The organism is Bradyrhizobium sp. LHD-71 (assembly GCF_031157255.1).
Lineage (GTDB): Bacteria > Pseudomonadota > Alphaproteobacteria > Rhizobiales > Xanthobacteraceae > P52-10.
Map to the genome: position 1 here is coordinate 1 of NZ_JAVIFX010000016.1, position 15,047 is coordinate 15,047.

General features: G+C 62.2%; 13 protein-coding genes. 10 read left to right on the forward strand and 3 right to left on the reverse strand.

Going from position 1 to position 15,047, the window contains the following annotated elements:
* The 3 genes from RCO31_RS18395 to mmsB all read left to right on the forward strand — a co-directional run.
* The coding region (locus RCO31_RS18395; RefSeq protein ID WP_308969893.1) for an aldehyde dehydrogenase family protein at positions 1-737 on the forward strand (737 nt) is incomplete at its 5' end.
* Positions 738-747: 10 nt separating this feature from the next.
* Positions 748-1,887: an acyl-CoA dehydrogenase family protein gene (locus tag RCO31_RS18400; protein ID WP_308969894.1), complete on the forward strand. Its 1,140-nt coding sequence runs from the start codon at positions 748-750 to the stop codon at positions 1,885-1,887.
* Positions 1,888-1,903: 16 nt separating this feature from the next.
* Positions 1,904-2,797 carry a 3-hydroxyisobutyrate dehydrogenase gene (mmsB, locus tag RCO31_RS18405; protein ID WP_308969895.1) on the forward strand — a complete coding sequence of 298 codons (894 nt, stop codon included), beginning with the start codon at positions 1,904-1,906 and terminating at the stop codon, positions 2,795-2,797.
* 250 nt (positions 2,798-3,047) lie between these two features.
* On the opposite strand, the gene RCO31_RS18410 is transcribed toward mmsB, so the two are convergent.
* Positions 3,048-4,019 carry a tripartite tricarboxylate transporter substrate binding protein gene (locus RCO31_RS18410; RefSeq protein WP_308969896.1) on the reverse strand — a complete coding sequence of 324 codons (972 nt, stop codon included), beginning with the start codon at positions 4,017-4,019 and terminating at the stop codon, positions 3,048-3,050.
* 29 nt (positions 4,020-4,048) lie between these two features.
* Positions 4,049-5,056 carry a tripartite tricarboxylate transporter substrate binding protein gene (locus RCO31_RS18415; protein ID WP_308969897.1) on the reverse strand — a complete coding sequence of 336 codons (1,008 nt, stop codon included), beginning with the start codon at positions 5,054-5,056 and terminating at the stop codon, positions 4,049-4,051.
* A 229-nt stretch (positions 5,057-5,285) separates the two neighbouring features.
* On the opposite strand from RCO31_RS18415, the gene RCO31_RS18420 reads away from it, so the two are divergent.
* Positions 5,286-5,969: a TetR/AcrR family transcriptional regulator gene (locus RCO31_RS18420; protein ID WP_308969898.1), complete on the forward strand. Its 684-nt coding sequence runs from the start codon at positions 5,286-5,288 to the stop codon at positions 5,967-5,969.
* On the opposite strand, the gene RCO31_RS18425 is transcribed toward RCO31_RS18420, so the two are convergent.
* The gene (locus RCO31_RS18425) at positions 5,966-7,639 is read right to left on the reverse strand and encodes an NAD(P)/FAD-dependent oxidoreductase (protein ID WP_308969899.1); all 1,674 of its coding nucleotides are present in this window, start codon (positions 7,637-7,639) and stop codon (positions 5,966-5,968) included. The genes RCO31_RS18420 and RCO31_RS18425 overlap by 4 nt on opposite strands.
* A gap of 285 nt (positions 7,640-7,924) precedes the next feature.
* On the opposite strand from RCO31_RS18425, the gene RCO31_RS18430 reads away from it, so the two are divergent.
* The 6 genes from RCO31_RS18430 to RCO31_RS18455 all read left to right on the forward strand — a co-directional run bounded on the left by RCO31_RS18430 (position 7,925) and on the right by RCO31_RS18455 (position 14,997).
* The gene (locus RCO31_RS18430; protein WP_308969900.1) at positions 7,925-9,091 is read left to right on the forward strand and encodes an acyl-CoA dehydrogenase family protein; all 1,167 of its coding nucleotides are present in this window, start codon (positions 7,925-7,927) and stop codon (positions 9,089-9,091) included.
* Between the two features lie 12 nt (positions 9,092-9,103).
* Complete coding sequence (locus RCO31_RS18435; RefSeq protein ID WP_308969901.1) at positions 9,104-9,973, forward strand: CoA ester lyase; 870 nt, start codon at positions 9,104-9,106, stop codon at positions 9,971-9,973.
* A gap of 48 nt (positions 9,974-10,021) precedes the next feature.
* Positions 10,022-11,266, forward strand: coding sequence for a CoA transferase (locus RCO31_RS18440; RefSeq protein ID WP_308969902.1), 1,245 nt, complete (start codon positions 10,022-10,024; stop codon positions 11,264-11,266).
* Between the two features lie 37 nt (positions 11,267-11,303).
* The gene (locus RCO31_RS18445; RefSeq protein ID WP_308969903.1) at positions 11,304-12,080 is read left to right on the forward strand and encodes a citryl-CoA lyase; all 777 of its coding nucleotides are present in this window, start codon (positions 11,304-11,306) and stop codon (positions 12,078-12,080) included.
* A gap of 34 nt (positions 12,081-12,114) precedes the next feature.
* Positions 12,115-13,764 (forward strand): AMP-binding protein, encoded by a 1,650-nt coding sequence (locus RCO31_RS18450; RefSeq protein ID WP_308969904.1) that lies wholly within the window; start codon positions 12,115-12,117, stop codon positions 13,762-13,764.
* Between the two features lie 78 nt (positions 13,765-13,842).
* The gene (locus RCO31_RS18455) at positions 13,843-14,997 is read left to right on the forward strand and encodes a MaoC family dehydratase N-terminal domain-containing protein (RefSeq protein ID WP_308969905.1); all 1,155 of its coding nucleotides are present in this window, start codon (positions 13,843-13,845) and stop codon (positions 14,995-14,997) included.
* Positions 14,998-15,047: the final 50 nt, after the last annotated feature.

Consider the following 15,047-nt stretch of genomic DNA (forward strand, 5'->3'; position numbering starts at 1 on the left):
TGATCGTCATGCCGGATGCCGACATGGACCAGGCGGTGGATGCGCTGATTGGCGCCGGCTACGGCTCGGCCGGCGAACGCTGCATGGCGATTTCGGTTGCGGTGCCGGTCGGCAAGGCCACGGCCGACAAGCTGGTGGAGAAGCTTATTCCGCGCGTGGAGGGACTGAAAGTCGGTCTTTCCTCCGACGCGGGCGCCGACTACGGACCGATGGTGACGCGCGATGCGGTCGAGCGGGTGAAAAGCTACATCGATATCGGCATCAAGGAAGGGGCCAAACTCAGGGTCGATGGCCGCGGCTTCAAGATGCAGGGCTACGAAAAAGGCTTCTTCATTGGCGGTAGCCTGTTCGACGACGTGACGTCGGACATGCGCATCTACAAGGAGGAGATCTTCGGCCCGGTGCTGAGCGTCGTGCGGGCGAAGAATTACGAGGAGGCGGTGCGGCTGCCGTCCGAGCATGAATACGGCAACGGCGTATCGATCTTCACCCGCGACGGCGACACCGCGCGCGACTTCACCAGCCGCGTTCAGGTCGGCATGGTGGGCGTGAACTTCGCGATTCCCGTGCCGCTCGCGTACCACACCTTCGGTGGCTGGAAGGCGTCCGGCTTCGGCGACCTCAACCAGCACGGGCCGGATTCGATCCGCTTCTACACCAAGACCAAGACCGTCACCTCGCGCTGGCCGTCCGGCACTAAGGACGGTGCCGAGTTCACGATCCCGACGATGAAGTGACCGCGAGGCCATGGACTTCCGTCTCACCGACGAGCAGCGCGCCTTTCAGGACAGCGCCCGCGCGTTTGCGCAAGCCGAAATGATGCCGCATGCCGCCGAATGGGACGAGGCGTCGATATTTCCGATCGACACGCTGAGGCGGGCGGCCGCGCTTGGCTTCGGCGGTATTTATGTCCGCGACGACGTTGGCGGTTCGGCGCTGACGCGGCTCGACGCGACGCTCATCTTCGAGGAGCTGGCGCAGGGCTGCACGTCGACGGCGGCTTACATCTCCATCCACAACATGGCCGCGTGGATGATCGACACGTTCGGTGGCGAGGCGTTGCGGCAGAGGCTTTTGCCAAAGCTCTGCCAGATGGAGCACTTCGCGAGCTACTGCCTGACGGAGCCCGGCGCGGGCTCGGACGCGGCGAGCCTCACCACGAGGGCGGAGCGCGACGGCGACCACTACGTGGTCAACGGCGCAAAAGCTTTTGTTTCCGGCGGCGGGCGCTCTGGAGTCTATGTCGTGATGGTGCGGACCGGCGGCGCGGGACCGAAAGGCATCTCCTGCCTCGTGATCGAAAGCGGCACGCCGGGTCTTAATTTTGGCGCGCAGGAGAAAAAGCTTGGCTGGAAGTCGCAGCCGACGGCGGCGGTGACCTTCGAGAACTGTCGCGTGCCGGCTGAAAACCTGGTCGGTCAGGAAGGTGAAGGCTTCAAGATCGCGATGGCGGGCCTCGACGGTGGCCGCTTGAATATCGCTGCATGTTCGCTTGGTGGCGCCCAGTTATGCCTCGACCGAACCGTTGACTACATGCGCGAACGCAAGCAGTTCGGCACGCGGCTTGCCGACTTTCAAGCGCTGCAATTCCGTGTCGCTGACTACGCGACAGAGCTCGAGGTTGCGCGGCTGATGCTGCGCCGCGCCGCTTGCGCGGTCGGCGAGCGCGATCCTACCGCGACGAAGCTCGCCGCGATGGCAAAACGCTTCGCGACCGACGTCGGGTTCGAGGTCGTCAATGGCTGCCTGCAGCTACACGGCGGCTATGGCTACCTGCAGGATCATCCGATCGAACGGGTGTTGCGCGACGTGCGCGTGCACCAGATTCTCGAGGGCACCAATGAGGTCATGCGGCTCATCGTCAGCCGCAGCATACTCGCGGATTGATGCAAAGGAGAGGGGCATGACTCACATCGGATTTATCGGGCTCGGCAACATGGGGCTGCCGATGGCGCAGAACCTCATCAAGGAGGGTCATGATGTAACGGGCTTCGACGTCGTCACCGCGTCGGTCGAAAAGCTGACTGCTGCCGGCGGCAAGGCCGCGGCGGATGTCAGCGGCGTGGCGCGGAACGCGACCGTCGTCGTGACGATGCTGCCATCAGGCAAGGAGGCGCGCGCGATCTACCTCGGCGGCGAAGGCCTGATCGCGAAAGCCAGAGCTGGCACGTTGCTGATCGATTGCTCGACCATCGATGTCGCGACTGCGCGCGAGATCGCATCGGTTGCCGCGGACCGTGGGCTGCCGATGCTCGATGCGCCCGTCTCCGGCGGCGTTGGCGGCGCGCAAGGCGCGACGCTGACGTTCATGGTTGGCGGTGCCGAGGATGCCTTCGCAATGGCAAAGCCCTATCTTGAGGCGATGGGCAAGACCGTCGTTCACGCCGGAGGCGCAGGAAACGGCCAGGCGGCGAAAATCTGCAACAACATGGTGCTCGGCGTTTCGATGATCGCGATCGCCGAAGCGTTTGTGCTCGCCGAGAAGCTGGGGCTCGACCATCAGAAGCTATTCGATGTCACCTCGAAGTCGTCCGGCCAATGCTGGTCGCTGACGACGTATTGTCCGGTTCCGGGCCCGGTACCGACATCGCCCGCTAATCGCGATTATCAGGCGGGCTTCACCGCGGCGATGATGCTGAAGGACCTGAAGCTTGCGCAGGATGCGGCACTCCACGCGACTGCTTCAACGCCGCTCGGCGCCGAAGCGGCAATGTTGTTCAACCGATTTGTTGGCGACGGCTTCGGCGCCAAGGACTTTTCCGGCATCGTCAATTTCCTCCGCGCCAACCGACTCTAAGTTTCTTCAATTCGGCCCTCGATGCCGTCCAAGGCCCGGCGAGAGTCCTTGCCGTGGTATGCCCAGTAGGGCGTTCCTACCATGACTTGCCCGGCTGCCTTGAGGGCGGCCGGGTCTTTTGCGCCGCGGTTGATCCAGCTGGCGACATAGCGCGCTGAGCACACCTGCGGTTAGCTGCAGCGTAAAGACAAAACGTTCACGTTGCGCGACGACGTAAGCGCGACGATCAATTGACACGTGCCGGCAGGCATTAATCGATCCGCGCGCCCGACTTCTCGACCAACCCTTTGAACTTGACGTTCTCGGAGACGATGAACGCCTTGAGTTCGTCGCCGGCTCGCGGTGCCATCATCGCCAGGTTGTTATCGCGAAAGAAGTCGATCACCTCTTGCTTCTTCAGCGCCTCCGCGAAGGCTTCGGACAGCTTGTCGGCGATCGGTTTCGGAGTTCCGGCGGCTGCCACGATGGTCGTCCAGCCCGTCAATACGGCGTTGGGATAGTCCGACTCCCGCAAGGTCGGCACGTCGGGCAGGTCTTTGAGGCGTTCGGCGCCGGTCACCGCGATCGCCCTCAGCTTGCCGGACAGAAGGTGCGGCTTCACGACTGTATGGAAATCGAAGCTCACATCGACGACGCCGGCCACGAGATCCAGCATCGCCGGCGCAGATCCCTTGTAGGGAACGTGTGTGAGCTGAATGCCGGCCTCCTGTTGCAGCATTTCGCCAATCAGATGCGGATTGGTTCCCTGGCCGGCCGAGCTGAAGTTGATCTTGCCCGGGTTCTTGCGAGCGAATTCGATGAGTTCGCCGAGTGTCTTGTAGGGCTTGTCGGAATTCACGACCAGGATCGAGGCGGCCTCCCACATCGTATGCAATGGCGTGAATGACTTGATCGGGTCGTAGGTGAGCTTCTTGTAGAGATACGGGTTCGTCGCGAGCGGCCCGGACGACGCGAACAGGATCGTGTAGCCATCCGGCTTCGACTGTGCCACGAACTCGGTGCCGACGATGCCGCCCGCGCCCGGCTTGTTCTCGATGATCACGGGCGCGCCGAGCGTTTCCGAGAACGCCTTCGACATCACGCGCGCGCTGGCGTCGGTGACGCCACCCGGCGTGAACGGAACCACCCGGGTGACGGGACGGCTCGGAAACTCCTGCGCCCGCGCTGCCGCCGGCACCGAGATCGACAGAACAGCAGCAACAGTCAGAACGAGGCGAGTCACGAAGACCTCCCGCGAGAGTTTGGGTGTCCCTATTGCGCGGGAATGCGCGCGTCGCGGACGACCGTTTCGACCCGGGCGAGCTCCTCGTTGACGATCTTGCGAAAATCCGACGGTTTTGTTCCACCAAGCAGGGCGGGGTCGTAACCGAGCGTCACCAGTCGTTCGCGTGTCGCTGGATCGGCAAGCGCTGCATTGACGGCGGTCGCAAGCTTCTCAACCTTGGTCGGATCCGTCCCGGGCGCGACAAAGAACCCGAAGAAGAATGGGAAGAAGATGTCCTGCAGTTCGGGAATGCCGACCTCGGAGATTGCGGGCACGTCGGGAAACGCCAGCGAGCGCGTGTTGGCAAGGGCCGCCAGCGCCTTGATCTTTCCGTCGGCGGCCAGCGCGCGCATGCTTCCCATTTCGTTGATGAAGACGCCGACATCGCCGGTGATCATAGCGATGCTGATCGGTCCGGTGCCGCCTGGATAGGGCACGTGCACCAGGTCGGTGCCGGTCGCGAGCTTGAAGCGCTCGGTCGTCAGATGCGCGATGGAGCCAACGCCAGCGCTGGCGTAGTTGATCTTGCCCGGGTTCTTCTTGACGTAGTCGATCAGCTCCTTCACTGAAGACACCGGAAGGCTGTTGCTGACGAACAGGCCGAGCGGCGCCTGCGCGGCTCGCGCGATCGGGACAACGTCCTTCCGAACGTCGAAATTGACGTCCTTCTTCAAGACCTGCTCGATGACGACGCCACTTGCGAGCATCAATACCGTGTAGCCGTCGGCAGGAGCGGCCAGCGCAGCACGTACGGCGATCATTTGATTTGCACCGGGGCGGTTGATTGCAATGATGGGCTGCCCGGTCTGCCGGCCCAGGCCTTCCGCGACGATGCGGGCGAAAGCGTCAGTTGCCGCGCCTGCGCCGTAGGGAATAATGAGCTCGAAGCGTTTGCTCGGAAAATCCTCCTGAGCGCGCACTGTGGGGGCAGAAAGCAGCGTGATAAGCGTCAACGCCGCGACGGTCTGATGCAGTCCAGATGCACGGCGGCCCATTGCCCCTCCTATTTATTATTGTTGTCGTGCAGGATCGAGATTGTCCGACCCGACAACGTTTTCTCCTTACATACCGATCGGTATGTGATATGTCAACTCCGACGCGGAGCAGCGCTTCAGTCATCGAAGACGCCTTGGGGACGGGATGGGTGGACGATTTGATCGCACTTCCGCTATTGCGGCGGACCGCCTACAAGGGCATTTCTGCACAACCGGAGAGAGCACGCGCATGGCAACTGCGACCAGACGAGGCAAGACGCTGAAGGCCTCGCTGTCCGAGAAGCCGTCACAGGGCCAGATGCTACCGGAAGCCGTCGAGGAAGCGCGAAGGCGGATCGTGCAGGCGGCGGCCGAAGCCTTCATGAAGAACGGCTACGGCGCGACCTCGATCAACGATATCTGCCTTCAGCTGAAGGCGACGAAGGGCATGATCTATCATCACTTCGACAGCAAGGCCGAGCTGTTCTTCGCGGTGCATCAGCGAGCGATGGATATCAACCTCGGCGGCATGGTGCCAATCGCGCGCTCCGGTCAGTCGGCAAGCGAACGTCTGAAGGCGATGACCGAGGAGCAGCTTCGGCTGATCATTCTTCACTTTCCATATATGTGCGCCGCGCGCCAGGGCGTGGAATTGTATCTGCTCGGCAGCACGACCCCGGCGGAGCGGCTGATCCTGCGCAGGCTCATCGTACGACGGCGCGAATTCGAGCAGCTGTTTCGCAGCGTCATCGAGGACGGCATGCGATCCGGCGAATTCCGCAGTGTCGACTCCGACATCGCCAACAAGTCGCTGCTCGGAGTGCTGAACTGGTTTACCGTCTGGTTCCAGCCTCAGCGTGAGAAGGCACAGGATCGAGACAAGATTATCTCGGGAATCGTGGACTTCATCATGTCGAGCGTGGCGAAGCGCTAATCCTTGGCCGCAGCCTTCGATTGGGCTGTCCGCTTCAATTGAAAACCTTCGTAGCCACCGGCCGCGACCTCCGCACAGATCGCGCGGTAGGCGGGGCCGCCTCCGGTATAGACGAGCGCACGACGTTCGCTCTTGCCCGCGACATTCGTGTTGACGCCGACGAACCATGAATCGACCTCGCCCAGCAATGTCTTTGCCAACAGCCGCTTGATCTCGGCGGTCCAGCCATCCTGTGCGGCAGCGCTCAGCTCGGAATGGTTGAATCCATTCTGTTGCATATGCCGGATCATGTCGGTGACCCACTCGACCTGCATCTGGCTGCACATGGCGATATTGCAGAAGCTGGCGCCGTTCTGGGCTGCGACAAGCGTGAAGAAATTGGGAAAGCCTGCAATCTGCAGGCCGAGGTAGGTCTGCGGATCTGCCGCCCATGCCTCCTTCAAGGTCAGTCCGCTTCTGCCGCGTATCTCCATGCGGTCGAGTGCTCCGGTCAAGGCGTCGAACCCGGTGGCGTAGATGATAACGTCGAGCTCGTAGCGATGCGCGCTCGTTGCGATCCCTTCCTGTGTGATGCGCTCGATCGGCGTTTCCTTGATGTCGACAAGGTGGACGTTGCTCTGATTATAGACTTCGTAGTAGCCGGATTCCATCGGTACACGCCGCGTGCCGAAGCCGTGGTTCTTCGGGATCAGCTTTTCCGCGACGATCTGATCCTTGACCCGTTCGCGGATCTTGCTGGCCACGAACTCGCTGACCACACCGTTGGCAGCCTTGCTGCTCCAGGTATCCTTGTAGTTTCCGAGCCAGATACCGTAGCCGGGCGTGTTGTAGAGCCTCTCGAACAGGGCGTCGCGTTCCATCTTGCTGACATCGAGCGCGGACATGTTGATGGGCATGTAGGGAAACGACGTGGGCGTGGTCTTGCAGAAGTCGAGGATGTCGCCGTAGCGGCTCTTGATCTCGTCCATTTCTGCAGCAACCAGCGGTCCGTTGCCGAGCGGAATGCACCAGTTGGGCGTGCGCTGGAAGACGAACAGCTCGCCGGCGCTTTTTGCGACCTCGGTGATGATCTGCACGCCGGTCGCGCCGGTGCCGATCACGGCGACCCGCTTGCCGGTGAAATCGGCCGTCTCACCTGCGGTGCTGCCGGATGGATCGCGCGGCCAGTAGTAGGAGTGGAACGACTCGCCGCGAAATGATGCGGCGCCGTCGTAGGCAGGCATTTGCGCCGCCGACAAAGGGCCTGTCGCCGAGATCAGGTAACGAGTCGTGACGCGATCTCCGTCTTCGAGCTCGACAGTCCATGCATTGCGCATCTCGTCGTAGCGGGCGCCCGTCACGCGCGTGTTGAACTGGAAGTCACGCCGGACGTCCATCTTGTCGGCAGCGAAATTCAGGTACCGCAGGACCTCGGGCTGGGACGCGAAGCGCTCGCTCCAGCTCCATTCATTCAACAGCTCGTCGGAAAAGCCGTAGCAGTAGACATAGCTCTCGGTGTCCACGCGGCAGCCCGGATATCGGTTCCAGTACCAGGTCCCGCCGACGTCGCCTGCGGCATCGAAACCCCGCACGGAAAGACCGGCCTTCCTGAGCAAGTAAAGCTGGTACATGCCGGTGAGGCCTGCGCCGATGATGACCGCGTCGTACCACGTGTCGTTGCTGTTCTTCATGCGTCTCTCGTGCGGCAAATCGCGCGGCTGGCTGCATTGCATCGCGTGCAATTGACGCTCGTCCCCGAGCGGCCGATCATTGCCGGCCGCTGAACAGGCGGAACGAATGCACGTGCTTGCACGTCGCTGGTTCGGTTGACATATGACATACCGATCGGTATGTGTGATTGGAGGGCGCTGTCAAGAGGTTTACGGCGGTTCAACGTCGACAAACAGCGTGCTCAGGGAAAGAAACGCGGCAGCTTCGTGCATCGGTCGTCGCGAGGATGCGGGCGAGGGAGAGCGATGGACTTCTCGTACAATCCGGAACAGCTGGAGATAAAGCGAACCGTCGAGAGCATCTGCTCGAAGTTCGATCTCGACTACTGGCGCAAATGCGACAGCGAAGAGCTTTTCCCCGAAGAGTTCTTCCAGCAGATGGTGAAGGGCGGGTTCACCGCATTGACTCTGCCGGAGGAGCAGGGCGGGTCCGGGCAAAGCATCGCGACGGCGGCGATGGTGATGCAGACCATCGCCGAGTCCGGAGCCGGCATGAACGGCGCATCGACCGTTCACTCTTATGTCTTCATCCCCAAGGCGATTGCGGTGCACGGGACGGTCGAGCAGCGCGAGCGGATGTTGCCGCCTCTGATCAGCGGCAAGGAGCGTGCCTGTCTCGCGATCACCGAGCCTGACGCCGGAATCGACACAACCCGATTGCGCTATCGTGCGGTCAAGTCGGGCCGCAAGTATGTGTTCACTGGCGAAAAGGTCTGGCCGACGATGGGCAGCGTGGCCGACCGCGTTCTCCTGATCGCGCGGACGACGTCGATCGAGGATTGCAAGCGCCCGATCGACGGATTGAGCCTGTTCTACACAAAGCTCGACCGCAAATATGTCGAGACCCGCAAGATTGCAAAACTCGGCCGAAACGCCATGGAGTCGTGCCAGCTTCACTTCGACGGCATGCCAATCCCGGAAGAGGATCGCATCGGCGAGGAGGGCAAAGGGCTGTATTATCTTTTCGACGGCCTCAATCCCGAGCGGATCATGGTCGCCGCCGAGGCCATCGGCCTGTCGCGCGCGGCGCTTCGCTATGCAACGAATTACGCGAGGGAACGCGTCGTTTTCAATCGCTCGATCGGCATGAACCAGGGCGTCCAGCATCCGCTCGCGGACAGCTGGATGAAACTCGAATCGGCAAACCTGATGATGCAGAAGGCTGCAACCCTTTACGACGCGGGCGAGCCGTGCGGCGCTGAGGCCAATGCCGCAAAGTATCTCTGCGGTGAGGCTGCCTACGAGGCGTGTTCGCGTGCGGTGATGACCTATGGCGGCTATGGTTATGCCAAGGAATTCCACGTCGAACGTTTCCTGCGAGAGTCGCTCTTGACGCGGATCGTTCCGGTCAGCCCGAACCTGGTCCTGTGCTACATCGCCGAGCGGGTCCTGGAGCTGCCGAAATCCTACTGACGGACGCCTGTCATGAAGCCCATTCGCTCGTTTCTGTTCGTTCCGGGTAACCGCGAAGGCTGGATCGACAAGTGTCCCGCGTCAGGTGCCGATGCCGTGATCCTCGATCTCGAGGACAGTGTGCCGGCGCATGAGAAGGAAGGCGCGCGGGCACTCGTTGCGCGAAAGATCGTCGGCCTCGTCAACGCTGGACAACGCACCTACGTCCGGGTCAATCGCTCGCCCGACCTGTTCAGTTTTGAGGACGTCATGGCTGTCGTGCAGAGCGGCCTCGAAGGCATCGTGCTGCCGATGCCGAACGGTCCGGAGGACATTGCGCTCGCTGCCGCACTGATCGGCGAGGCCGAGCGGCGAAACAGCGTGACGCGCGGGACGGTGGGTATCGTGCCGGCGCTCGAGACGCCGCGCTCCCTGCAACTTGCCTATGAGTGCGCCAAGGCCGAACGGGTTACGGCATTGATCGGCGCCAGCGCGAAGAATGCCGATCTCGCGCGCGCCATGGGTTTCGAGTGGTCGGAGGATTCGTTTGAGTCGCACTACCTGAAGTCCCGCACCGTCATGGCGGCGCGCGCGGCCGGCAAGCTGCCGATCGGCGGCATCTGGCAGCAGGTCCACGATTTGGAAGGGCTGAAGGCCTATGCGACGCTCAATCGCAGGCTTGGCATGAGCGGGGAAACTATCCTTCACCCCAGCAACGCCGCTGTCGTAAATGCCATCTTCACGCCCAGCGACCAACAGCTTCGCTACTATCGCGGAATGGTCGAAGCATTCGAGCGAGCGGCCCGGGAGGGGCGAGCGTCGGTGATGTACGAAGGCGAGCACATCGATGCGGCTCACGCCAAGACAGCCAAGGAAATTCTGGAGTTTGCAAATGGTGCCTGACGCGCGGATACGTCCACAGCCGTTATCGAACCAAGGATAAACGCAAGAATGTCGCAGCCAGTCTCGGAGAGCGGTCCGCTCGCAGGTCTTCGCGTTATCGACATGACGTCGCTTGGAATGGGACCGCTCGCCGGCCAGATTCTCGGCGATTTTGGCGCGGACGTGATCAAGCTCGAGCCGCCGACCGGGGACGTGTTCCGGCACGTGCTGCCGCAACGCTCGCCGTCGATGAGCCATACATTTATTCAGTTCAATCGCAACAAGCGAAGCCTTGCGCTCGACGTCAAGTCTGCGGCTGGCCGGGAAGCGGCGCGGCGACTGATCATGAGCGCCGATATCATTCTGTCGAACTTGCGGTCGAGCGCGATGAAGGGGCTCGGCCTCGACTACGAGTCGATCCGCGCGATCAAACCGGACATCATCTTCTGCGCGGCCTATGGTTATTCCGACCACGGTCCTTACGCGGGGCGGCCTGCGGCCGACGACACGATCCAGGCGATGTCGGGCCTCGCCGACCTGCAGCGATCCGCATCCGGCAGCCTGCAGCTTGTTGCCTCGGTGGTAGCCGACAAGGCTGTAGGCCTGTCGCTGGTCAATGCCGTGCTCGCCGCGGTGATCCATCGCATGAAGACCGGGCGTGGCCAGTCCATCGAGGTGCCCATGTTCGAAACCATGGTGGCTTTCGTCATGCCCGAGCACATGGCGGGGCGGACCTTTGAGCCTCCGCTGGGCGAAGCCGGCTATTCGCGCGTCATCAACCCCGAGCGACGGCCCTACCGCACGCGCGACGGGTTTCTTTGCGTGCTGCCTTACACCACGGCGCAATGGCTGCGCTTCTTCCGTCTCATCGGACGGAACGACCTTGCCGACGACAAAAGCCTGGCCGATCCGGTCGAACGCAGTCGCCGCTTCCAGGAGCTCTATGCGATTATCGACAAGGTCATGCCGGATCGAACGACGCAGCAATGGGTCGATGCGTTGCTTGAGAACGACATCCTGTTCGGCAAGGTCAATTCGCCGGCGGATCTGCTCGAGGATCCCCATCTCGAGGCGCGCGGTATGTTTCCACAGGTCGAACACCCGACGGAGGGTTCGCTGCGGCTGATCGGCTTCCCGATCAACTCGTCCGAGCCGCTGACTTCGCTTCGGCGGTTGCCGCCCAACCTCGGTGAACATAGCGTCGAGATACTCGCCGAACTCGGCTTTGGCACCGACGAGATTGAAGGCATGAAGCGCGAGCGGTCATTGATCTGCAGTGAGGCGGGCAAACAGGCGGCGATGAAAGCCGGTTGAGACAGGCGCCGGGCGCCAAAGCGGGAAGGAAACAAGAATGGCCAAAGAACCACTTCGCAGCGACATCGGCTGGAGCGCGCCGGATTCGATCACGCTGTTCGGCCGCGATTTTCCGAGCGAGATTCTCGGTCGCCTCAGCTTCGGGGACATGGCGTTCCTCGAATTGACGGCGCGGACGCCCAACGAGAACGAGTCCAGAATGTTCAACGCCATGCTGGTGACGCTGGTCGAGCATGGGCTGACGCCGAGTGCAATCGCGGCGCGTCTCACCTATATCGGCGCGCCGGAATCCATCCAGGCGGCGGTCGCCGCAGGCCTATGCGGCCTCGGCACGGTTTTTGTCGGCAGCATCGAGGGCTCTGCAAAGATGCTTTACGACGCAATGCCAAAGCCGTTGCCCGCATCCGAGCATGCTGCAATCGCAAAGCAGGTCGTCGCGAAATTCAATCAGGAACGGGCCATCCTTCCGGGCATCGGACATCCGTTCCACAAGCCGATCGATCCGCGCACGCCAAGGCTGATCGAGATCGCCAAGGAAACCGGCTTCGAAGGGCCGTACGTCAAACTCATTCAGACGATCGCGCAGGAAGCCGAGCGCAACAAGGGACGGCCGCTGCCCTGCAACGCGACCGGAATTCTGGGAGCGCTCTGCTGCGAGATGGGCTTTGACTGGCAGATCTGCCGCGGGCTGGGTGTCATGGCGCGTGCCGTCGGCCTCGTCGGTCATATCCTCGAGGAATCACGCAAGCCGATGGCGCGTGAACTGTGGCTGCGGACCGACGAGGAGGCGACACAGCACATGCGCGGTCGTTGACGGAAGGGGAGCTCGCAGCGGGAGGGCGTTGGCCATGGTGGCTACCAAGCTGGAAGACGGAGCAGACGCGGATGCGGGCGAACGCGCACAGACGCTGTTCGACCTGGCGTCGGCAAGGAGTGCTTCGCCAACAACCTGCATGATCGAAGAGGACGAGTCCCTTTCGTGGGCGACGTTCGCTCAGCGAAGCCGTGCGATGGCCGCGGGCCTTGCGGGGCTTGGCGTCGGCAGGGGCGATCGCGTCGCAATATGGCTGCCCAATCGATCGGCCTGGCTGGTGTCGTTTTTTGCTTGTGCGCAGCTTGGCGCGATCGCAGTGTCGATCAATACGCGCTTTCGCAGCGCCGAAGTCGGCGATCTTCTCTCTCGGTCAGGCGCCAAGATCTTGATCTATTGGCCGACCTACAAGGACATCGACTTTGCCGGAATTCTTGCAAGTTGCAGCACAGAAGCCGTCGGCAAGCTCGAGACGCTGATTCTTTATGAAGAAGAGGAGAGGCCGCAGCCGCCGTCTGTCGCGGGAAAACCTGCCGTACCGTTTGCGCGCCTGCTGAACTCTCCGCCAATGTCGGTCAACCATGGTGCGCCGGACGACCCTTGCGTCATCTTCACCACGTCCGGCACGACCAAGGCTCCGAAGCTGGTCCTTCACAGCCAGCGCAACGTGCTCGCTCATGGCTTCAACGTCGGGCAGCAGTACGGCATGTCCCCGGCGAACCGCTTCTTGCTGGTGCCGCCGTTCTGCGGCGTCTACGGCCTTTGCAGCGCGATGGTTGCGCTGGTCGCAGGCGCTCCGCTCATTCTTACGCCGACGTGGAATCCAGTGCTGTACGCGCAACTGCTACGGACTCACCGCGCGACGCATCTCACGGCCTCGAACGAGGCCGCCGCGCAGCTGCTGGATGCGTGTCCTGACGACAAAGTCCTGTCGAGCATCGAGTTCGTCGTCTGCGCCAATCTCAATCCGGCCTACGCTGATATCGTCGAGCGCGGGCAGAAGCGAAAGGTGGAGGTCGTCAACCTCTACGGCTCGTCCGAGATGCAGGCCCTGCTGTCGTTAAGCGACCGCACTGCGTCGGCCGAAATCCGCGGCCGCCCGGGCGGGATTTTCGCAAGCGCCCGCGCCAAAGTGAGGGCGCGCGATCCCGAAACCGGAAAGATCTGCCCGCCGGGCGAGACCGGAGAGCTTGAGTTCTTTGCTCCGGAGAGCCGTTTCGTCGGCTACCTGAACGACGCGGAGGCGACGTCGGCTGCAACCACGGAGGACGGCTATTTCCGCAGCGGCGACCTCGGTTATGTCGAGGCGGACGGTTCCTTTGCCTATCTCGCGCGCATGGGCGATACGCTGCGGCTCGGCGGCTTCCTCGTCAGTCCGGCCGAGATCGAGGATCTGGTCCAGCAGCATCCGACGGTGGAGAGCTGCCAGATCGTCGGTGTTCAGTTTGGTGGCGCCGCGCGCCCCATTGCCTTTGTCATTGCCCGGTCGGGCGCGACCGTGAACGAACAGGACATCATCTCTTACACCGCTGGGCGCCTTGCCAAATACAAGGTGCCTGCAAAGGTCTTTGTCGTCGATGAGTTCCCGACCACACCCAGTGCCAACGGCAGCAAGGTCCAGAAGACGAAGTTGCGCGACGACGCGGAGGCGCGCCTGCGCAGCTTGTCGCAAGACGCTGACGGGTAGCATTCCAATCGGTATGTGCAATGACAATGTATGATGTCGGGGCCGGGCGAAGAGGTTTCAATCACCAGGATAAGAGCAATGTCGGCAACCGCATCTGAACAGAAAACCACTTCGATCGATCCTGGGTTCGCGAAGCGGATTGCGGCGTTTGCGGGAGCCGGTGCCGATCGCCGCGGCTTTGACGCACCGGCACCGGTGAGTGTTGCCGTCATCAAGCAGATGACCGACGCCGTCGGCGATCGCAATCCCATCTACACCGACGAGGCCTTCGCGCGAAACTCGATCCACAAGGGGCTCGTCGCGCCTCCGCTCTGGCTCTACAGCTGGATGATGCCGGGTCTCGCGTGCGAGGCCGATCAGGCGTTCCTCCCGGATGGAACGCCCTATCACTACGTGGCGCCGGGCGGACAACGGCGCACGCCCGCGCAGCGCACCCTTCGCGATGAACTGAACGAACTGTTGGAGGGGCACGGCTATGCGTCGCCCGCAGTCACGAACATGTCGTACACGTTCGCGCGCTATCTCCGGCCCGGCGAGACGCCGCGCTTTTCATCGTGGATTATCGAGGAAATCGTCGGACCGAAGCACACAAAAATCGGCGAAGGTTATTTCGCGACCATGCGGATCGACGTGTTCGTCGGTGAGGAGCCGGTCGCGACCATCCGGCAACGCTATCTGCGTTCAAAGCCTTTTGAACGGAAGAGCGCGCCTGAACGGAAGAGCGCGCCGCAGCCGCCGGCTGCCAAGAATGACGCCGGGTCTCGGCCGGCAACTCCTCCTGACCTGCGCTTTGCACCGAGGCCGGCCTTTGCGACGCGCACGTTGCGGTTCGGTGAGGTCAAGGCGGGGGACACGCTTCCGACGCTGACCGTCAAGATCTCACCGACGCTGATCATCGCGGGCGCCCTTGCAAGCCAGGACTTTCAGGATGTGCACCACGACTATCAGATGATCCGTCGGCGCGGGCATCCGGACATCTTCATGAACATGATGACGACGTCGGGGATTCTTGGCCGCTATCTAACCGACTGGACCGGTCCGGATGCACTCATTCGCGCGCACGAGCTGCGCCTCGGTCGGCCGAACTACGCCGGAGACACCATGCGACTCACGGGTTCTGTGCGAAGCGCGGAGCTTGTCGAAGGGCGAGGAACCGTGACGGTTGATGCGATCGGTGTCAACAGCCTCGGCAATCACGCGGAGGGCAGTATGACCGTCGAGCTCCCGTTGTAGTAGGGAGCCTGATCGTTTCGTCTATAGCTGGGTCAAGTCGGGCGATGAGA